Source organism: Salinicoccus sp. ID82-1 (assembly GCF_021991715.1).
GTDB lineage: Bacteria > Bacillota > Bacilli > Staphylococcales > Salinicoccaceae > Salinicoccus > Salinicoccus cyprini.
Genome location: NZ_JAGFLY010000004.1, coordinates 241498 through 261816 on the forward strand (window position 1 = coordinate 241498; position 20319 = coordinate 261816).

Genomic DNA, 20319 nt, shown 5'->3' on the forward strand with positions numbered 1-20319 from the left:
CAGTATTCCTTTAATTCATATAGTATATATACACCATTTTATTTATAACGTTATGCATTACGTAAAAAATCCTTATAAATCAGTATTTATACACCTGGTATAACGCTTATGTATCGCTTTATAGCACTCGCTGACATACATTAACCGGTTTAAAAATTGCTTTTGATGTGTAAACCTAGTATTATAAGTAGCCTGTTCATTTACATACTAGTAAAAGTAACGGGATGCCGAACGGTATTCCATAAATATTAAGGAGCGAATCAATGAAGGATTCTTCAGGTCCCAGTAGTAGGAAGTTATCGAAGGTTTTCATCTATTCAGTAATGATTGTTGCCCTGCTCGTAGTTGCCGGCATCATCAATCCAGACCAGTTCGGAGCAGTTTCTGGTGCTATTGCAGGGTGGGTAAGCAAATATTTTGGATGGTACTACATGATCATCACATCCGGCATGCTGTTCTTCTGTATTTTTCTTATCTTCAGCCCGATCGGCAAATTGAAGCTCGGAAAACCACACCACAAGCCGGAATTCAGTACCCGTTCGTGGCTGACCATGCTTTTTAGTGCAGGAATGGGAATCGGTGTCGTATTCTACAGTACTTCGGAACCGATCTCCCATTTTGTCACACCCGCCACTGCGGATCCGGAATCAGAGGAAGCAGTACTTGAAGCCATCCGTGCGACCATCTTCCACTGGGGTGCCCATGCCTGGGGAATGTACGGTGCAGTGGCATTGGCGCTTGCCTATTTCCAGTTCAGAAAAGGGGAGACCGGACTGCTTTCGAAAACCCTGCGTCCAATACTCGGAGATAAAGTCGATGGCACTGTGGGCGTCATCATCGATGTTCTGACTGTGTTCGCCACAGTAATCGGTGTTGCGGTAACACTTGGTGTCGGTACTACACAGATCAATGGCGGTCTGAACTACCTCTTCGATATGCCGATCAACCTGACCATGCAAGGTATCATCATTGCCGTAGTCACTCTGCTCTTCCTGGCCAGCGCATGGAGCGGTCTCAGTAAAGGAATCAAATACTTGAGTAATATGAATATGGTACTGGCAACCATACTTCTACTGTCCGTCCTGATAATGGGTCCAACGCTGTTGATCCTGAACATGCTGCCGACAGCAGCCGGGGAATACATCAATACATTCATCGCACGTACGCTTGATGCAGCACCTTTGAACAGCCAGAAGAATGAATGGCTGCAGTCTTGGACCATCTACTACTGGGCATGGTGGCTAAGCTGGAGTCCATTTGTCGGCATTTTCATTGCCCGCGTATCAAAAGGACGTACCGTTCGTGAATTCGTCCTGGCCCTGCTTATCGTACCGACAACAATCGGAATCATCTGGTTTACAGTATTCGGTGTAACGGGTATCGATATGGCTGATCGAACGCCGGACATCATCAATCTCGGACCGGAAACACAGCTGTTTGCCATATTCAATGAGATGCCGCTCAGCGTACCATTATCAATTCTCGCAATCATACTCATATCGTCATTCTTCATTACATCAGCGGATTCAGCGACTTTCGTATTGGGCATGCAGACATCCCATGGCTCGTTGCGCCCTTCTGCAAAAATCAAGGTGATATGGGGCATCAGCCTGTCGTCCATCGCCTACGTACTGCTACTCTCAGGGGGAGAAACAGGGCTCGAGGCGCTTCAGTCGGCAGCCATTATAGCAGCGTTACCGTTCAGTTTCGTCATTCTCATGATGATGTATTCATTCTATAAGGATGCCAATAGAGAGAGAAAGTATCTCGGGCTGACAATTACTCCAAACAAGCATCGCATGAAGGAATACCTCAACCGTGAAGAAAAAGAATATCAGGAACAGAAAGAGGCAGGGGTAGACGAAAGAGATCTATAGCAGTCACAAGCAGCACCAGACCTTCAAAAGTCTGGTGCTTTTTATGTATTGCATGCGTTATTCATCCATGTATTGAAGTATTTGTAGTTATGTGGGCAATGTTCTACACTCGTCTTATACCTAAATTATGCAAGGGGCGTTTACATGAGATTCTATATCAAGCAGAAAATTTTCTCCTTCAAAAATCAGTTTACAGTAAAAGATGCAGAAGAAAATGATGCTTTCTACGTAGAAGGCAAAGCGATTTCGCTCAGGAACAAGCTGCGTGTAACCGACACAAGCGGTGAAGAGGTTTTATATATTGAACAGAAGGTCCTTCGCTTCTCCCCGGAGTTTGAATTGTATAGAAATGACCAAAAGGTAGCGACAGTCAAAAAAGACTTCAATCTGCTGGCGAACAACTATACGATTCTGGGGCCGGACTGGCACATAGAAGGCTCCATCATGGAGCATAACTATTTCATCAAAGAGAATGACAATATTGTTGCCGAAGTCAGTAAAAAGCTGATTTCATGGGGGGATTCCTATTCGATTGATATCTACGATGAGGCACATCTGGATATCCTTCTTGGCATCGTAATCGTTATCGACTGCGTCAACCAGAAAAACAACTAGATGATAGGCGACATTCTACTTGAATCATAAAACCCGAAGCGTCGCTTCGGGTTTTTCTTTATATGCACTTATTCATATGAATACTATATGGGAGTCGATCATTCCTTCTACTTACAGTATACACTCATCTGTGAATCATTTATAGACTGTTCATACTGAAGTATCCGTATTATAGTTGCATTACAAAACGAGAGTATGGAGGGGAAAAGATGAATAATAACGCCGTTACAGACGCTGGCCCTTTTTTCCACGGTACGAAAGCAGAGCTCAAGATTGGAAAATATCTCGAGCCAAAGCACTTTTCAAACTATCAGGATAGAAAATCCAATTTCATCTACTTTACTGCATCACTGGATGCGGCCAAGTGGGGGGCTGAACTGGCAAAGTCCGATTTAAAAGAGAGAATCTATATTGTAGAACCACTGGGTGTTTTCGAAAATGATCCCAACTTGACCGATAAGAGATTTCCCGGAAATCCGACACGCTCCTATAGATCCAGATCTCCTCTGAAAATAATTGCTGAGCTCGGTTCGTGGGAAGGGCATACCGATGAAGAAATAGAGCATATGAAAGCTTCTCTCGAAAAACTCCGTAGAGAGGGAAAAGACGTAATGGATGATTAATGTTCATCACCTGTCCTCATGTCGATTATTTCGTCCGTTTTAGGGAAAGTATGAGGTAAATTAATATATAGAAGGTGTAATGATGCGACATAGAAAATGGTGGGAAGATGCGATCATCTATCAGATCTATCCAAGAAGTTTCAAAGATTCCAATGGGGATGGAATAGGAGACATCAATGGCATAATCGAGAAACTGGATTACATCGAGTCTCTCGGTGTCAACACAGTATGGATCAACCCGATGATTCTATCCAATCAGCAGGATAACGGATACGATGTCATCAACTATACAAAGGTGGACCCATTATTCGGCACTGAAGAAGATGGAGAGAGACTGATCAAAGAACTAAAGAACAGGGGAATCAAGATCATCTTCGACTTTCCATTGAACCATACATCAGATCAGCACCCCTGGTTCAAGACAGCATTGAAAAGCAAAGATAGTCCTTACCGTGACTATTATCTATGGGCAGAAGCAGAAGAAGACCGTCCATACCCGAACAATTGGACTGCAGGATTTGGCGGCTCAGCCTGGAGCAGGGTGTTGAACGAAGACCAGTACTATCTGCACCTGTTCATGCACTCCATGCCTGACTTGAACTGGTCGCATGCGCCGCTCAGACAAGAAATGGCGGAAGTGCTGAACTACTGGATTGAAAAGGGCATTGACGGCTTCAGACTGGATGCTTTCATTTATATGGATATCGATCAGGATTTCCCGGAGTATCCTGGAGAGAAGGGGCCGGGACAGGAGATGAATGAGCACGGAAATAATATCAAAGACTATCTGAACGAAATGAACCAGGCGATCAGCCACCATGAAAAGGAAGTATTCCTGGTCGGTGAAGCAACCAGTGCAGATGCAGACTTGACACAATGGTACACGGATCAGGAGAACGATATGGTGGACAAGATCATCACACTTCAGTATTTCCCGGAAAATAAAGAAGGAATGGATCGGTCTGTTCCCGAATCAAACCAGCATCTGCCTCTTGATCCCAAGAAGTTCAAGAAAGTGCAGAAGGAATTCCAGGAGAAAGGTGGGGCGGACGGCGGCCCCATACTTTTCTGGTCGAACCACGATATGCCACGTTCACCACATAAATATGGCAACATGGCAACCGAGCATCGGGACAACAGCGCTAAAATGATGGCGACGCTCCTCTACTTGCAAAAAGGCATACCGATAATATACAACGGGGAAGAAATCGGCATGAAAAATGTTGCCTTTGGTGATCCAGGCAATATTGCAGATTCAGGTGTGATGCAATTCTACCAAGAAGCTCATCAGGCTGGCTGGAAGCATAAGAATATCATGCACCACATCAACCTGACTGCTCGCGATGTCAGCAGAGGCATCATGCAGTGGGAGGATAGTGAGAAAGTCGGATTCACTGACGGTGTCCCCTGGATGCTCTATAATCGCGAATCGACCTATAACGTAAAAGACCAGGAGAAAGATGAAGACAGCATACTCAATTTTCATAGAAAGCTGATTGAGCTGAAGAAGACAGAACTCTTCCAGCATGGCGCCTATGAAATGAGAGAGACAGAAGAGACATTGTATGCCTATGAACGGACCTTGGATGCACAAAAAGCACTGGTCTATTGCAACTTCTCAGACAAAGCAGAGACAATCGACATCGGGAAAGAGTGGCATGCGCAACAAATCGCTCTTCAAAACGCAGGCAACGGGCTTGAAGATGGAAAGTTGCGTCTGTCTCCATATGGTGCAGTTGTCCTTGTAAAGAAATAGATAAAGATATTCACATCAGTTTTCCTTTTACAAGGAAGGCTGATTTTTTATGTCCAAATCGTGACCCTTAATGAATTATTCAGAAATAATACAAACAGATATCAATATTACAATGATCGATACTAATTGTAACCTTGTTATTATTAAGCTGTAACACCCGACGGATAAATTCATGATATAGTGTGTCTTGTCTTAAAAAATAAGGCTTGAAAACGACATGACTCAACAACTCAATAAAACACCCATATAAAATTTATCTGGAGGACGAAAAAAATTATGAAGAAAACAATTCTGACTACAACTCTAGCACTCGGTCTCGGTATCACTGGTATCACATCTGGTCAAACAGCGGACGCATCCACTCACGAAATCAACAAGCAGGAGCTCGCAGAAATGGCTCTGGCAAATTCAAGCGAACTCAACAATGCGCCAATCCACGAAGGTGCATATGACTATGACTTCACGCTTAATGGTGTAGACTACAGCTTCGAATCAAATGGTACAAGCTTCACATGGGCTTACAATAGCTATGGCGATGTTCAACCACAGCAGGAAGTTCAAGTACAAGAACCTGTAGAACAAGAAGTTCAAGCACAAGAGCCTGTACAGCAGGAAGTTCAAGTTCAGGAACCAGTACAACAGGAAGTCGAAGTTCAGCAACCAGAACCTGAGTACAATGTACAGGAAGTATCCAACACACAGCAACAGACTGAAACTACTCAAGCAGCTGCACCACAGCAGTCCACTGGCGGATCAACTAAAGAACAATTCCTGGCTGCTGGCGGTACAGAAGCAATGTGGCAAAATATTGTCCTGCCAGAATCAAGTGGTAACCCGAACGCAGTGAATCCACTCGGCTACAGAGGCCTTGGACAAACAAAAGAAGCATGGGGAACAGGATCTGTTGAAACACAGACTAAAGGCATGATCAACTACGCGCAAGAACGTTATGGTTCTGTTGAAGCTGCTATGGATTTCCGTGCACAAAACAACTGGTGGTAAGATTCAGACCAACTAATAACCCGTATGACCTGGATTTCTCCAAGTCATACGGGTTTTATTTTCTACATATTAAATTTGAATTAGCATCAATAATGCTTATTTAAAACTCCGTGTAAACTCCGCTGGAATTTTCGATTCAAATCGCAGGGATTCTCCTGTTTTCGGGTGTTTGAATGCGATGACGTGGGCGTGTAGGCCCACTCTTTTAATCGGATTACCGCGTGCTCCATACTTCTTATCGCCGACAATTGGATGGCCCAAGTCCTGCATATGGACACGGATCTGGTTTTTACGCCCCGTTTCCAAGTTGACTTCCAGTAATGATAGATTGTGACTGAACTTTAATACTTTATAATGGGTAATCGCTTTTTTACCGTCATTCGGATGCTTACTCGAACGCATTATCAACTCTTTATTCTCCGTCAGCCAGGAAGTGATTCTACCCCCTTTAGTTACTTTACCTTCAACGAGCGCGATGTATGTTCGCTCAGAAACGATATCTTTCCAGTTATCCTGCAACTTCTGCTGCACATGTTTATTCTTCGCAAATATCATAATTCCGGAAGTCTCACGGTCCAGTCGATGCACGATGAAAATACGGTTCCTAGGATTAATACCCTGTACATAATCCGACAATTGACGATAGGCAGTCATCTGCTGCTCTTTCTCTGATGCGATTGAAAGCAGACCGGCGTCTTTTTCGATGACGATCACATCGTCATCTTCATGGAAAATTCTAATGCCTCTAAGTTTTACATTTTTAGCTGCTGAACGTATTTCAACACGATCTCCCGGTTCGAGTGCATCATTGAATTGAGTTGTCCCTTCACCGTTTACAAAAACTTTTCCCCGGCTCAGTGTTTCTTTTACAGCTTTGCGACTACGCGAAGACATCACTTCGAATAGGAACTTCAGCAATTCAGTCGGTTCTTTGACGATCCATTCTTGATTCTGTCCGTTTGATTTTTCATTTTTATTCATTGTAAACTTCCTTTTTCAACTTATATTATTCTTTAATACGAACGTTTCATCCGACAAGTGATTAATAAGCAACACCCACGCGTGCTTTTACATACTCATCATCTTCTATCTGACTGTATGCAAGCTCTGCTGTATCAGGAACGGAAATCATTTTCCCGTTTTCAGGAAGGAAGTCACGTTCTATTCGATACCTGCTTGTATGTTCACCATCAGGCAGATAGGTGGGGCAGATGATTGTCCAGTCAAGAGATGAGTCTTCAAGCAACTCATAGACTTTGTGATGCTCCTTTGCTGCACGTGTCGTTCTTCTTTTTGATTCATTCGATTGATAGCGCAGTTTTCCGGGTTCGGTTCTGCTGTTCAGAATGCCTGCAGTGCCAATAGTAATGATTCGTTTTATGCCTTCATCTTCCATTACTTTCACAATGGACGGCATGCTTTCGGAAAGCGTCGTGGTGCCATCAGTGCCGAGTGCGCTGATTACCATATCCATACCCGCTATCGCGTTCACAATGTCTGCTTCTACTAGAACATTTCCTTCTATGACTGTTAGGTTTCTATCTTTAATCCGGAGCTTATCCATGTCACGTACCAATACCTTAACATGATGGTCATCATCCAGTGCAAGTTTTAATATATGACTGCCGACTCGTCCAATTGCTCCTAAAATCAGTATGTTCATTCCGAGTCTCCACCTTTTCAATTATTTGTGGTAGCTTTCATTCTTGATGATCTTATTCGCCCTGTAGATCTGCTCCATGAGCATGACCTTCATCATCTGGTGGGGGTAGGTGAGGGTGCCGAAGCTGATTTCCTGGTTGGAGCGCTGCTTGACTGCCTGGCCGAGCCCGTTGCTGCCGCCGATGATGAATACGATGTCACTTTTGCCGGTATTCATCCACTGCTGATACTGGCTCGCCAGCTGCTCGCTTGTGTAGGTCTTCCCATGTATCTCGAGTGTAACGACGTGCTGGCTGTCTTTGACTCTGCCCAGTATCTTCTCTGCTTCCTTGTCCTTGATGTTTTCAATATCCTTCTCACTGGCATTATTCGGTTCCTTTTCATCGGAAACTTCGATCAGTTCAAGCTTGGTATATGCACCGAGCCGCTTCCTATATTCATCCACAGCCTGCTGCCAATACTTCTCTTTCAACTTGCCCACAGTAATCAAAGTGATTTTCATACATATCCTCCTGTTTATCCACATTTATTCCACATATCCACGGATATTTACTCATTCACTGTGTATAATATCATTTCCTAATCATTATAATCACATAAATATAAGAAAAGCAGCCAGTAATCCTTTACTGACTGCTTAGTTATCCACATTTTTATACTTTACCCACATTTATGACTATTTATCCACATAGTTTTCACACATTTCTGTGTATAACTTTATATCTGATAGATTTTTGTCGGTACAGCCTTGTCCGTATCACTGATTGTTATATGATTGTCTGTATCGATATCATACTGGTTCAGCACTTGCTCCACACTCATTTTAGCCAGTTCTTTTATATTGTTATCCAGACTCAGGTGACTGAGATAGATACGCTTTGTACGGTCCGTTATAACGTCACGCATGGCATGTGCAGCGTCTTCATTCGACACGTGGCCGACATCGGAGAGTATACGCTGTTTGGTGACCCACGGATATCTGCCCATCCGGAGCATATCGACATCATGATTGCTTTCGAAAATGAAAACATCGCTGTCTTTGATGATGCCTTTCATCTGGTCCGAAATATAGCCCGTATCCGTGATGACGGAAATCTTCTTGTTGTCTTTCATGAATGTGTAGAACTGGGGGTCGATGGCGTCATGGGAAACATTGAACGACTGGACGTTCATGCCGAGCAGTTCTTTCTCTTCCAGAGGGTTGAAATGGAATCTCTTGTCATTATGGACTTCGATGTCCTTGGCTTCGATTCTCTGCCATGTCAACTCATTGGCATAGATCGGAATGCCATAGCGTTTCGAGATGACTTTGAGCCCTTTGATGTGATCGCTGTGTTCATGGGTGATGAGTATGGCATCTATATTATTAAGAGAAGTATCCAGTGTGTTCAGTGCCTCTTCAATACGTTTGCAGGAAAGTCCCACATCTATGAGCAAGCTGCCTTTTTCAGTTTCTATATACGTGCTGTTCCCGGTGGAACCGCTGGCTAACACGCTCATCTTCATTACTGTCACTCACTTTCGATAATATCTTCTGTTTCACTGATGGCGTCGACATAAATGGTCTTTTCGACGTCTTGGTCAGTGACCTGGAACTCCCATTTCGGTCTGAGGAGCACCTGCTCTTCATCATTGAGAATGATGTAGTAGCCGAGTCTGGCATTTTCAATGACCGCTTCTCCGGAAATCCTTTCACGGAGATACAAGTCCGATACGACCTGTCTCGGGTCTCTTGCGGTAATCGGGGAGGTGTGGCTGTTCTCGTGCAGATTTGTAATATAGCCCTGTTCATACTCGGCTGCCTCCACACCTTCGCCTCTATACAGCACACGGGCTGCTTCATGGTTGAAAATAGGGTATTCTCCATAATACTGATTGAACAGCATATAGTTGTTATTGCTCATTACATCATCATACTTGTAATCGCCGCCCCTGTAAACCTGATCATTCTTATGCGCCTCGAGTGGTTCCTGTTCCATCACCGGAGCAAGATCTCCATCTTCAAAACTATGATGGATGACGAAGTCCTCGTCGGTTATCTCGACAGTTTCCTGATCGATTTCTTCGACTTCTGCAAAATTGACCCGCTCTCCTACAAGGATGGTCACCTGTTCCGGTTCGTATTCCGGAAGCTCTGAAAGGTCGATATTCGTCGATTCCAATACACTCGGTGCATCTTCAATCTCCCTGATTTCTTCCTGCTGCTTATTGTAGTACATCACCAGCAGGGCTACGTTGATGAGCAGGAATACAAGGATGTAGAGGGATTTGGTCAGTTTCCAATCCATTAATGCAACCCTCCTTCATTGTAGCGCAGCCATTCCCCATCGTACTTCACATACCATTCGGGAGTGAAATTCACCAGGTTGAGTTCGGTCTGCTCCTCCGAAAAGCGCATGTTGTAGCCGATGGTGATTTTGGATACTTTCTGGAGATCGAGTTCATCATTCAGTGCAATTTCATATCTGACATCTTCCAGACGGGCCAGTTCCTCCGCCTCTTCACTCGGTACCTGCGCATTGATGTAGAGCAGTGGCCGCTCGTATTCGAATAGGGCATTGCTGCCATATTTTGTTGTGACCGTCGTTGCAATTTCATCACTGAATACAGCGTACCCATTCAGCGTATAGCGATAGGTCGACTGGTTGCCTTCTTCTTCATAGTCGAACAGAATATGCTCCGGTGCCAGACCGATATGGGAGTTGAGGAAGTTGAAGCTGCGCTGTATTGTCCGATGGGGATCTCGCTCTGAAGATAAGGATTCGTTCAGGTTGGTGTAGACATAGTTGTAGGTGTCCGTATTGTAGGTGGCCAGACCATTTTCAGCTTCATATACATATACATTCTCATTCTGTGACACACTGACATCATCCTCCATGAAGAGGATATCATTCATGTTGTCTATGCTGATCTGTGTGGACAGGAAACGCATCACACTGACTTCTCCAGGCGCATCCGGTCCATAGATTGCTGTCTTGTTGTTCGCAGTCTGCTGATTGGTGATGATGCCTGTATAATCTTCAAATGAACCTTCATAATCGTTGACGATGGACAGCAGATAGTCGCTCTCAATATCGGTCTCGGCAACCGCCACGCGGTCCAGTGATTCATTCAGCATATAAAAAACGACCTGAGGTGAGGCGATGTCCACGACAATGCGGTCGAATTTGTAATCGGGCAGTGTTTCTTCATACTCGAATCCAAGTATCTGGAACAGTGATTTTGCAGGCATCTCCGACGGATAGTCGACAATCAGAAACTCTTCACTGCCGTCCTCCTTTACCGTAGGATTGAGGCGGTTCATATTATTGTATACGTTGATGTCCCTTATTCTGGTGCCGTCCAGAAACTCCCTGACACCGACGACGGCTTCTTCCTCTATTGTGCCTCTTGCATTCTCTCCGTCCACCCAGATGAGCTGATAGGCACGCATGACACTATCAAACGGCAAAGGCTCTCCCTGTCCGGTATTCGACGTCGATTCGATGGAAGTATCAATCTGCGAGAATTCAGGCTGATAGCTCCATACCATGTACGTCAGTATGGCACTGCTCACAACAAGAACGAAAAGGATGATGGATTTGATAGTCTCTCTATGCACCCCAATCATCCTCCTCAAGTGTTTCACACGGCAGATTGATGAAGATTGTGGTCCCTTTATTCTCTACACTGTTGGCCCAGATCTTGCCATCATGCGCTTCTATGATCTCCTTCGAAATGGCAAGACCAAGACCGGTGCCGCCCATTTTGCGCGCCCGTCCCTTGTCGACACGATAGAAGCGTTCGAAAATGCGGTCGACCTTGCTTGCTGGAATGCCAAGGCCATTATCCTTGATCTGTACCGTCATACGGTTGTAGAGACGGTTCTGTTTGACATGGAACTCCACTTTCTTGTTCGTGCTGCTAGAGTATTTGATGGCATTCGAAATGACATTATCAAGTACTTGACCCATCTTGTCCACTGCGACTTCCGTGAAAATTGGAGTGGAAGGGATGTTGCGGACGAACTCGACCTGATCCTTATGTGTCATCTCGAAGCGGTCGATGATGCGGTTCAGGAACATGTTGAAATCCACAATTTCCCGTGTCAGTTCCTCTGCTTCGTTGTCCATTCTGGATAACTGCAGCAGATCTTCGACCAGCCGGATCATGCGGTCCGTCTCTTCGCGTGTCACTCCGAGGAACTTCGGCGCAAGCGTATCATTCTTCCAGGCACCTTCCTGCAGTGCCTCGATATAGCTTCTCATGGAAGTAAGTGGCGTTCTGAGCTCGTGAGAGACATTGGCGACAAACTCCCTGCGCTCATTATCCACACGCTCCTGTTCCGTGACATCATGCAGTACCGCGATATAGCCGTTGATGAAGCCGGTATCCTTTACAATGGTGGAGAAATTGACACGGATCGTCGTATCTTCCTCGCCGTTATTCAGGAATAGAAGCTGGCTTTCATTCATTTCCTGTATGTCTTCCACAGCCATATCGGCATCAAGCTTCAGGATTTCGAGCATATCCTCGCCGTGAAGGTCTTCACCGGACATCCCGAGCATATCCAGTGCCATCTCATTGACTACCCGGACACGTCCTCTGCGGTCTGTGGCGATGATGCCGTCCGACATGTGGGTGATGACGGAGTCGAGACGCTTCTTCTCGCTCTCCGTATTCGCCTGGGCCTCCTGGACACGTTTCGACAGTATGTTGAAGGAGCCTGCGAGTTCACCGATTTCATCACTGCTGTATATTTTAACCCGCGATGTATAGTCCCCCTCCGACATGAGCAGCGCCTGGTTCCTCATATCGGTGATAGGCTTCGTAATGGTCCGTGCAATGAAAATTCCGAGAATGCTTGTAATGATCAGTGAAATCAAGGTGGCAATGATGAAGGTATTATTTATCGATTCAAGCTGCTGGTATACCGTCTCGATATTCGAGGCGGCATAGATGGCACCGAGGATCTGACTGTCCTGGATGACAGGCTGGTTCAGCAGCCATACACGCTGATGGTCCTGTTCCACATTGACGTAGATCTCCTCATTCGGCGTACCGGTTGTAACTGCTTCTTCAGTCAGCGGCGCATTGATCCTCGAACCGATGCTCGACTCATTGGAAATGCGGCTTGTCGCCACGAGAACATTATCGGAGTTTACATATCTGATTTCTTCAATTTCCGGCCTGTTTCCATAATCGGAAAGCAGACTCTGAATCTCTTCCCTGAACTGTTCACTGTCATCTCCATATTCGGTGTACAGTTCCTTGACTCTCGTATCTATAAGGCTTACCTGGGTTTCGATATTATCTTGGAAATTCCCGGTCAGTTCCTTCTCAAGCGTATTCGTAAAATACAGACCGATGATCTGCATGCCGATGACGATGAGGAGCACATATATGATTACAAGCTTTATATGAAGAGATTGCAGATTTCTAAAAAACTGCTTCATTAAGTGTTAACCCCTTTATTCGTCACCTTGAATGTAATACCCGACACCTCTTCTTGTCATCAGGTATTCCGGATGGGAAGGATCATCTTCAATCTTCTCCCTGAGTCTTCTGACCGTCACATCGACAGTACGGACATCACCGAAATAGTCATAGCCCCATACCGTTTCAAGCAGATGCTCCCGTGTCATCACCTGGGAGATGTGCTGCGCAAGATAGTTGAACAGTTCGAACTCACGATGGGTGAGTTCTATGTCCTTGTCATTCTTCTTGATGGCATAGGAATCCGGTATTACGGTGATGGCCTTGACCTGGATGTTATTGCTCTCCGGTTCCCGGTCCTTCGATGCCGTCTCGACGTTTCTTCTCAGATTGGCTTTGACACGGGCAATCAGCTCACGTGTCGAAAACGGTTTTGTGACATAGTCATCGGCGCCGAGTTCGAGGCCGAGCACCTTGTCTATTTCGGAATCTTTGGCTGTCAGCATGATGATCGGCATATCATGTGTCTTGCGGACTTCACGGCACACTTCCATACCGTCCATGCCCGGCAGCATGATATCAAGCAGTACAATATCCGGCACGACTTCAAGAATCAGTGCCAGTGCGTCATTGCCGTCATAGGCACAATGCACTTCATAGCCTTCCTTCTCAAGGTTGAACTCCAATATATCAGCGATGGGTCTCTCATCATCCACTACAACGATTTTCTTAGGCATTTCATTCCCTCACTTTCGTTAAGTGCCTGTTCACATAGTCATATCCATTATAAATGTATCACTTTTCCATGTTTATTTCCATCCGGGTATAGGAAAGAAGCCATCAGCATTGTATGCTGATGGCTTCTTGTGACGGTCCCGACGGGAATCGAACCCGCGATCTCCTGCGTGACAGGCAGGCATGTTAACCGCTACACCACGGGACCATGTGATGAAAGAAATATGAAAAGTGACCCGTACGGGACTCGAACCCGTGTTACCGCCGTGAAAGGGCGGTGTCTTAACCGCTTGACCAACGGGCCATATTATTGAATGGTATTGAACACAAAAGTTATTATAGCATGATATAAATTTCATTTTCAACTGAAACTTTAATTTTATTGAAAAATAAATATCCCACGGCCGTCCATGCCATGGGATATATGCTAGCTCCAGAAATTTTTCAGGAGGTTCGTCTGATTGCGGTCGGGACCGACAGAGAAGATGGAGATGCCGACACCCGTCAGGCGCTCGATCTCTTCAAGATAGTTCCTTGCGTTATCCGGAAGATCCTCAAGACGCTTGATGCCTGTAATGTCCTCGTTCCAGCCGGGCATTGTCTTGAAGATCGGCTTGGCGCGATCCAGTGCATGAAGCGTCGCCGGATATTCCGTCACTTCCTTGCCATCGATCTCATAGGCTGTACAGATCTTTACTGTATCCAGACCACTCAGTACATCAATGGAGTTGAGGGAGAGGTCCGTAATGCCGCTGACGCGTCTTGCGTGGCGCACGACGACGCTGTCGAACCATCCAACACGTCGCGGGCGGCCTGTCGTTGTACCATATTCACGTCCGATTTCACGGATATGGTCAGCGCTTTCGTCAAACAGTTCCGTCGGGAATGGGCCATCGCCGACACGTGAAGTATAGGCTTTGCAGACACCGACGATGTTTTTGACAGCTGTCGGGCCGACACCACAGCCGACCGTCACGTTACCAGCAATCGGGTTGCTGGACGTAACGAACGGATATGTACCATGGTCGATATCGAGCATGACACCCTGGGCCCCTTCAAAAAGGACCTTCTGGTTGTTCTGGAATGCATCATCGAGTACTTTTGCCGTATCGGTCACATAAGGTGCCAGGCGTTCTGCGGCTTTCTGATACGGTTCAAAAATTTCATCGAAAGTGAATCCTTCGCGTTCATAGAGTGCTGAGAACATGTGGTTCTTCAACTTGAGGTTCTCTTCCAGTCTTTTTCTGAACGTTGCTTCATCGATCAGGTCCGCCATGCGGATGCCGATCCTCTGTGCCTTGTCGACATAGCATGGTCCGATGCCGCGTTTTGTCGTACCGATCTTGTTGTCTCCACGTGCTTCCTCTTCCAGTTCATCCTGAAGCAGATGATAGGGGAGAATGACTTGCGCACGGTTTGAGATTCTAAGATTATCTACGGATATGCCGCGCTCGATCAGTCCATCAAGTTCCTTGATGATGGAGATCGGATCGATGACGACACCGTTGCCGATCAGCGAAATTTTATCATCATAGAATATACCTGAAGGTACGAGGTGCAGTTTATATGTTTCGCCACCAAACTGGATGGTGTGTCCTGCGTTGTTGCCTCCGGAGAAACGCGCGATGATATCTGCATCTTCTGATAGGAAGTCTGTAATCTTCCCTTTGCCCTCGTCGCCCCATTGTGTTCCGACTACTACTGTTCCAGACATGTCTTTGCCCCCATTTTCTTTGAATTACCGTAATCATTCTAACAATAAGCCCGATAAAAGGCAATAAAAATACGAACGTTTTTATAAGCGGTATATAAAAACATTCGTAAATTTAATTCGGTGGAATGTAACCATCGTCATATCCCCGGTTATCCTGATCGAAGAAGCTGCTGTAGGACTTGTTGAAGATCAGTTTCACCGTGCCTGTGGGACCATTCCTGTGCTTGGCCAGTATGATTTCGATCTCATCCTGTTCCCGCTGGGCACCTTCTGCATCTTCCTCTCCGTCACCCCGAACATAGTAGTCCTCCCGGTAGAGGAAGGCTACAATATCCGCATCCTGCTCGATCGAACCCGATTCGCGCAGGTCACTCATCATCGGACGCTTATCCTGGCGTGTCTCCACACTTCTTGAAAGCTGGCTGAGTGCAATGACCGGACATTCCATCTCACGTGCCAAGGCTTTCAGCATACGGGAGATTTCGGAAACTTCCTGCTGCCGGTTGTCGCTTCTCTTGTTGCTCGAGCCCTGGATCAGCTGCAGATAGTCGATGATGACCATGTCGATGCCATGCTCCTGCTTCAGACGCATGCATTTGGAACGGATATCGCTCACCCGGATACCAGGTGAATCGTCTATGAATATTTTCGATTCCGCCAGACTGCCGATGGCTGTCGTGAAGTTGTCCCAGTCATCGTGGTTCAGATTCCCCTGACGCAGTTTTGTCGCATCAATCATGCCCTGGCTCGAAATCATACGTGACACGAGCTGATCGGCCCCCATCTCGAGAGAGAAGATGGCGACGGTATATTTTTCACGGGATGTACCGACGTGCCCTGCAATATTGAGGGCGAATGCCGTCTTACCCATGGAAGGGCGTGCAGCCAGTATGATCAGATCGTTGCGGTTGAAGCCTGATGTCATTAAGTCGAGATCACGATAACCTGTCGGGATGCCTGTCGTACTGTCGGTCTGGCCGGCGCGTGCCTCGACCTGCTCATATACTTCGTGGACGACGGATTTCATGGATTTGAAGCCTTCATTACGACGACTCTCCGAAATGGACATGATCCTCGACTCGGCCTCGGTCAGGAGATCTTCGACATCCATCTCTTCCGAAAAACCTTCATTGGCGATTTCTTCTGCTGTCCTGATCAGTGTGCGTTTCAGCGCGTATTTCGCCACTATATCCACATAGAAAGCGACGTTCCGGCTCGTCGGCACGACATTGGATAGTTCTGCAAGGTATCTCGGACCACCGACGGAGTTCAGTACTTCCATGCTTTTCAGCTGATCGATCAGCGTGACAACATCAATACTCTGATGATTTTCACTTAGAAAGCCCATTGCACGATAGACGTGCTGGTGCTCTGAACGGTAGAAATCTTCCGGCTCCAGCGTTTCCGCTGTGGAAATGAAAACTTCGGGATTGATCAGTATGGCACCAAGGACAGACTGTTCCGCTTCCATGTTATGCGGCATCTGCTGATGTATGTCCAAAATCAATCCCTCCCTGATCTACTATTGCTCAATAACATGCACCTTGATTTCTGCAGATACTTCCGGATGCAGTTTGACACTCATCTTATGGTATCCGAGGCTCTTGAGCGGCTGGGACATATCGAGCTTCCTTTTATCCAGCTTGATGCCATGCTGCTTTTCATATGCTTCAACAACCTGCTTGGAACTGATGGAGCCGAATAGACGACCGTCGTCACCGGACTTCGTCTTTATTTCAACTTCCTTCTGTTCCAGTTCCTCTTTCATCACTTTGGCATCTTCCAATGCCTGCTCAGCCTTCGCCTCCTCGGCATTCTGCTGCTCTTCGAGCCTTTTCAGGTTGGCTGGTGTCGCTTCTTCGGCCAGACCTTTCTTCAGCAGGAAATTCTGTGCATAGCCTGTTGCGACTTCTTTCACTTCACCTTTTTTGCCTTTATTTTTAACGTCATTCAGAAAAATTACTTTCATTCCTCTTCACTCCTGTTATCAAGTATTTCCTTAATTGCTTCATCCAGTTCATCATAGAGTTCATCCATCGATTTGCCGCTCACCCGTGTTGCTGCATTGGACAGGTGACCGCCGCCGCCGAGTGCCTCCATGACGAGCTGTACATTCATTTCCCCGAACGATCGGGCGGAAATGCCGATCGACTCGTCTTCACGTGCTGCCATGACGAATGAAGCCTGTACGCCTTCGATCTGCAGCAGCTGGTCGGCTGCCTGTGCCACCGTTACAGGGTGGTAGGTCATCATGGAATCCGCTTTGACGATGGCAATGCCGTTATCCCTGATTTCGGCCGATTTGATCAGGTCACTTCGTGCGATATACGTATCAATGTCATCCTTCAGGAAAGTCTGGGCAAGCACCGGATCAGCACCGCTGCTTCTCAGAAAGCTCGCTGCATCGAACGTTCTCGACCCGGTGCGCAGCGTATAGTTTCTTGTATCCACAATGATGCCGGTCAGCATGATTGTCGCTTCAAGGCGGGAGAGCTTCTGCTCCTTGTTCTGGTATTCGAGCAGTTCTGCAACAAGCTCACTTGCACTGGAGGCATACGGCTCCATATAGACAAGGAGAGGGTTCGAAATAAAGTCATCGGCACGTCTATGATGGTCGATGATGACCTTGCGTGCCGCCTTGTTGAGAATCACTTCGTCGAGCACCATGTTCGGGCGGTGCGTATCGACGACGACGACTGTCGTTTTCGGATTCATCTTCTCCCAGGCTTCCTCGGATGTGATGAACATCTTCATCAGATCTTCCCGCGCCTTAAGCTCTTTCATCATCCGCTGCAGTGTTTCATCGATGTCATCTTCATTCAGTACGATATGGGCCTCGATGCCATTCATGGAGGCGATCTTGGCAACACCGATGGCGGATCCCAGAGCATCCATGTCCGGATGTTTATGGCCCATGATAAGCACATTGTCACCCTCAAGCAGTATGTCCCGGAGGGCATGGGAAATGACACGTGCTTTGACACGCGTCCGTTTTTCCATCGGGTCCGTCTTGCCGCCGTAGAACCTGGCATTGCCGTTCACCGCCTTGATGGCCACCTGGTCGCCACCGCGTCCGAGGGCCAGATCAAGACTCGACTGGGCCAGTTCGCCGACTTCTATATAGTCATCGGAGCCTTCCCCAATACCGACGCTCAGCGTAATCTGTGCACCAAGCTCCTGTGATCGGTCACGTACTTCATCCAGCAGATTGAACCGTGTCGATTCGATTTCCTTCAGGCTGCTGGAATTGAGCAGGATGATGAAACGATCCTGGGAGAAGCGGCGGATATATATATGGTGCCGGTTGGCCCATTCATTGATGGTATTTGTAATGCTGTTGTTGAGCTCGCTTTTCAAAGCCTCACTCATATTCTGGGTCACTTCGTCATAGTTATCGAGAAACAGGATGCCGATGACCGGCTGCTTGTCTTCAAGCTCGGTTTCGCGGTTGCGCTGGCTTGTAATATCTATCAGATGGAGGGCCTGGTGCTTTTCATCCCAATAGATCTTGAAGTATTTATCGTTATAGGTCGATTCCGTCCGATGGATGTTGTTGGCTTTGAGCGTTGTCATGATATTCGGGAACAGACGGTTGATCGGCGTATTCATATTATCCTTTGAAATTTCCTTGCACATGTAGTCGTTCATCCACTCGATCTCATCGTCATCATTCAATATGATGAGCCCCATCGGCAATTCGTCGATGGCATACTGCTTGCTGCCGGCAATATCGACCACCATCTGCCGGAAACGGTTCTCATTGATGACAAAGGAACGGTAGAGGTACAAGAATAGAAGTGTCAGGAGAATGGTACTTACGATCAGAAAGAGCAGGCCGGTTCTGAAATGGTTCGTCAGTACAAATATATTCATTACCAGAATATGAAACGCTGCGATTGCAAAAGGTATGAAGACCATTTTCCTGTCCAGCACGTTATACATTCCCATCACTTCCTTTTCAACTGTATTAGCGTCCTTATCCTAAAGATCATTTCGAACAGTCCGATCAGAAGTGTGATCGGTCTCAGGATGATCAGCGGAATCAGCAGCAGTATGGAAAGTGCTACATTCAGCTTCTTTTCCCTGAAGAAGAAATAGCTGAAGCTGAGACCATGAAGGTAGAGCATCCATTCCACAACAATCAGCAGGTTGCTGACTGTAGACTGCGCCGTCGTTCCTTCAGTTGTAAAAAATGATACTACAAATAGAATCAAAAATAAATAAAGGATGAGGCGGGGAAACGCCCAATCTTTAAATGAACGGTAGTTCCACATTTTCACAGAAGAGGAACTGAATAGCACACGCTGCATCAGTATGGTGTAGAGTGCGAGCATGAATGCAATCACGGTAATGTACGCAGGGAGATTGATGAATATCTGATCCATCGAAGTACGTATGATATCAGTATCCAGATCAGCGGCAAAAGTGCCGTACATCTCAAGCTGCGACAAGTACCAGCTGCGGATATCAAGATAGGCATCCGATATCGGCTGGATGATTCCGAATCCCTGGAGCAGGTTCAGTATGCCGATGAACGAAAGCATCAGCGTTGCCGTCACATAGAACAATGCCAGCTCCTGCGACATATTCTTTTTCAACGTGTGGTGAACCACTGTCGCCACTATATATAATACCACAAACCATACCCAGGCATCCGGTGAAAGCAGTAGCGCGGCAGGTATGAGAAAGCTGACGAATGTCAGCCAGAAATGATAGTTTGACTGATGCTTCAGATTGACCAGAAAGTACACCGCAAACGGCAGCAGGACTGCGCCGAAAAGCAGACTGATGTCGGTAAGTGTGATGAACACGAATACAGCAAACAGCACCAGCATCAGCTGAAGCATCGATACTCTTTTATTCAATTTTCCACTCCTCCAACCATAAAATAAAGCTCCTAAACGAATAGGAGCATTCAAT

General features: G+C 46.4%; 18 protein-coding genes and 2 tRNA genes. 5 read left to right on the plus strand and 15 right to left on the minus strand.

Translation table 11 applies throughout. The annotated features are described in order from the left end of the window. The first annotated feature begins 263 nt into the window (after window positions 1-263). From J4760_RS11090 to J4760_RS11110, 5 genes are all read left to right on the plus strand, one after another. The gene (locus tag J4760_RS11090) at window positions 264-1877 is read left to right on the plus strand and encodes a BCCT family transporter (protein ID WP_145287557.1); all 1614 of its coding nucleotides are present in this window, start codon (window positions 264-266) and stop codon (window positions 1875-1877) included. A gap of 144 nt (window positions 1878-2021) precedes the next feature. Next, window positions 2022-2492 carry an LURP-one-related family protein gene (locus J4760_RS11095; protein WP_237605729.1) on the plus strand — a complete coding sequence of 157 codons (471 nt, stop codon included), beginning with the start codon at window positions 2022-2024 and terminating at the stop codon, window positions 2490-2492. Window positions 2493-2701: 209 nt separating this feature from the next. After that, the gene (gene arr, locus J4760_RS11100) at window positions 2702-3115 is read left to right on the plus strand and encodes an NAD(+)--rifampin ADP-ribosyltransferase (protein WP_145287551.1); all 414 of its coding nucleotides are present in this window, start codon (window positions 2702-2704) and stop codon (window positions 3113-3115) included. Window positions 3116-3197: 82 nt separating this feature from the next. Continuing rightward, window positions 3198-4871 (plus strand): alpha-glucosidase, encoded by a 1674-nt coding sequence (locus tag J4760_RS11105; RefSeq protein ID WP_237605730.1) that lies wholly within the window; start codon window positions 3198-3200, stop codon window positions 4869-4871. 276 nt (window positions 4872-5147) lie between these two features. Next, on the plus strand, window positions 5148-5873 hold the full coding sequence (locus J4760_RS11110) for an aggregation-promoting factor C-terminal-like domain-containing protein (protein ID WP_237605731.1): 726 nt from the start codon (window positions 5148-5150) through the stop codon (window positions 5871-5873). Window positions 5874-5969: 96 nt separating this feature from the next. On the opposite strand, the gene J4760_RS11115 is transcribed toward J4760_RS11110, so the two are convergent. From J4760_RS11115 to J4760_RS11185, 15 genes are all read right to left on the minus strand, one after another. Further along, on the minus strand, window positions 5970-6854 hold the full coding sequence (locus tag J4760_RS11115) for an RluA family pseudouridine synthase (protein ID WP_237605732.1): 885 nt from the start codon (window positions 6852-6854) through the stop codon (window positions 5970-5972). Between the two features lie 61 nt (window positions 6855-6915). Next, window positions 6916-7536, minus strand: a complete 621-nt coding sequence (locus J4760_RS11120; RefSeq protein WP_237605733.1) for an NAD(P)-dependent oxidoreductase — start codon at window positions 7534-7536, stop codon at window positions 6916-6918. A 21-nt stretch (window positions 7537-7557) separates the two neighbouring features. Next, entirely contained in the window at window positions 7558-8037 is a 480-nt protein-coding gene (gene rlmH, locus J4760_RS11125; protein WP_237605734.1) for a 23S rRNA (pseudouridine(1915)-N(3))-methyltransferase RlmH, read from the minus strand. 215 nt (window positions 8038-8252) lie between these two features. After that, window positions 8253-9041 carry an MBL fold metallo-hydrolase gene (locus tag J4760_RS11130; RefSeq protein ID WP_145287536.1) on the minus strand — a complete coding sequence of 263 codons (789 nt, stop codon included), beginning with the start codon at window positions 9039-9041 and terminating at the stop codon, window positions 8253-8255. A gap of 5 nt (window positions 9042-9046) precedes the next feature. Beyond that, the gene (yycI, locus tag J4760_RS11135) at window positions 9047-9823 is read right to left on the minus strand and encodes a two-component system regulatory protein YycI (protein ID WP_145287533.1); all 777 of its coding nucleotides are present in this window, start codon (window positions 9821-9823) and stop codon (window positions 9047-9049) included. Then, entirely contained in the window at window positions 9823-11136 is a 1314-nt protein-coding gene (locus J4760_RS11140) for a YycH family regulatory protein (protein ID WP_237605735.1), read from the minus strand. The genes yycI and J4760_RS11140 overlap by 1 nt, the downstream gene beginning before the upstream one ends. Continuing rightward, on the minus strand, window positions 11129-12970 hold the full coding sequence (gene walK / locus J4760_RS11145) for a cell wall metabolism sensor histidine kinase WalK (RefSeq protein WP_145287527.1): 1842 nt from the start codon (window positions 12968-12970) through the stop codon (window positions 11129-11131). Before walK ends, J4760_RS11140 begins: the two co-directional genes overlap by 8 nt. A 15-nt stretch (window positions 12971-12985) precedes the next feature. Then, window positions 12986-13687, minus strand: coding sequence for a response regulator YycF (yycF, locus tag J4760_RS11150; protein WP_145287524.1), 702 nt, complete (start codon window positions 13685-13687; stop codon window positions 12986-12988). A 133-nt stretch (window positions 13688-13820) separates the two neighbouring features. Further along, window positions 13821-13893, minus strand: a tRNA-Asp gene (locus tag J4760_RS11155). Between the two features lie 24 nt (window positions 13894-13917). Beyond that, window positions 13918-13989, minus strand: a tRNA-Glu gene (locus J4760_RS11160). A 123-nt stretch (window positions 13990-14112) separates the two neighbouring features. Further along, window positions 14113-15399, minus strand: coding sequence for an adenylosuccinate synthase (locus tag J4760_RS11165; protein WP_237605736.1), 1287 nt, complete (start codon window positions 15397-15399; stop codon window positions 14113-14115). A gap of 112 nt (window positions 15400-15511) precedes the next feature. Then, window positions 15512-16882 (minus strand): replicative DNA helicase, encoded by a 1371-nt coding sequence (gene dnaB, locus J4760_RS11170; RefSeq protein WP_237605772.1) that lies wholly within the window; start codon window positions 16880-16882, stop codon window positions 15512-15514. Between the two features lie 39 nt (window positions 16883-16921). Then, complete coding sequence (rplI, locus tag J4760_RS11175; RefSeq protein WP_145287515.1) at window positions 16922-17368, minus strand: 50S ribosomal protein L9; 447 nt, start codon at window positions 17366-17368, stop codon at window positions 16922-16924. Continuing rightward, window positions 17365-19341: a DHH family phosphoesterase gene (locus J4760_RS11180; RefSeq protein WP_237605737.1), complete on the minus strand. Its 1977-nt coding sequence runs from the start codon at window positions 19339-19341 to the stop codon at window positions 17365-17367. The genes rplI and J4760_RS11180 overlap by 4 nt, the downstream gene beginning before the upstream one ends. Before the next feature lie 5 nt (window positions 19342-19346). Then, on the minus strand, window positions 19347-20264 hold the full coding sequence (locus J4760_RS11185; RefSeq protein ID WP_237605738.1) for a DUF2232 domain-containing protein: 918 nt from the start codon (window positions 20262-20264) through the stop codon (window positions 19347-19349). Window positions 20265-20319: the final 55 nt, after the last annotated feature.

What these genes read in the sequence shown, in the direction of transcription:
- dnaB (WP_237605772.1), bottom strand. Translation starts at nt 16,882, where the DNA reads ATGCCGCATAACATGGAAGCGGAACAGTCTGTCCTTGGTGCCATACTG.
- yycF (WP_145287524.1), bottom strand. Translation starts at nt 13,687, where the DNA reads ATGCCTAAGAAAATCGTTGTAGTGGATGATGAGAGACCCATCGCTGAT.
- rplI (WP_145287515.1), bottom strand. Translation starts at nt 17,368, where the DNA reads ATGAAAGTAATTTTTCTGAATGACGTTAAAAATAAAGGCAAAAAAGGT.
- J4760_RS11090 (WP_145287557.1), top strand. Translation starts at nt 264, where the DNA reads ATGAAGGATTCTTCAGGTCCCAGTAGTAGGAAGTTATCGAAGGTTTTC.
- rlmH (WP_237605734.1), bottom strand. Translation starts at nt 8,037, where the DNA reads ATGAAAATCACTTTGATTACTGTGGGCAAGTTGAAAGAGAAGTATTGG.
- J4760_RS11130 (WP_145287536.1), bottom strand. Translation starts at nt 9,041, where the DNA reads ATGAAGATGAGCGTGTTAGCCAGCGGTTCCACCGGGAACAGCACGTAT.
- J4760_RS11180 (WP_237605737.1), bottom strand. Translation starts at nt 19,341, where the DNA reads ATGTATAACGTGCTGGACAGGAAAATGGTCTTCATACCTTTTGCAATC.
- J4760_RS11120 (WP_237605733.1), bottom strand. Translation starts at nt 7,536, where the DNA reads ATGAACATACTGATTTTAGGAGCAATTGGACGAGTCGGCAGTCATATA.
- arr (WP_145287551.1), top strand. Translation starts at nt 2,702, where the DNA reads ATGAATAATAACGCCGTTACAGACGCTGGCCCTTTTTTCCACGGTACG.
- J4760_RS11105 (WP_237605730.1), top strand. Translation starts at nt 3,198, where the DNA reads ATGCGACATAGAAAATGGTGGGAAGATGCGATCATCTATCAGATCTAT.
- J4760_RS11115 (WP_237605732.1), bottom strand. Translation starts at nt 6,854, where the DNA reads ATGAATAAAAATGAAAAATCAAACGGACAGAATCAAGAATGGATCGTC.
- walK (WP_145287527.1), bottom strand. Translation starts at nt 12,970, where the DNA reads ATGAAGCAGTTTTTTAGAAATCTGCAATCTCTTCATATAAAGCTTGTA.
- J4760_RS11095 (WP_237605729.1), top strand. Translation starts at nt 2,022, where the DNA reads ATGAGATTCTATATCAAGCAGAAAATTTTCTCCTTCAAAAATCAGTTT.
- yycI (WP_145287533.1), bottom strand. Translation starts at nt 9,823, where the DNA reads ATGGATTGGAAACTGACCAAATCCCTCTACATCCTTGTATTCCTGCTC.
- J4760_RS11165 (WP_237605736.1), bottom strand. Translation starts at nt 15,399, where the DNA reads ATGTCTGGAACAGTAGTAGTCGGAACACAATGGGGCGACGAGGGCAAA.
- J4760_RS11110 (WP_237605731.1), top strand. Translation starts at nt 5,148, where the DNA reads ATGAAGAAAACAATTCTGACTACAACTCTAGCACTCGGTCTCGGTATC.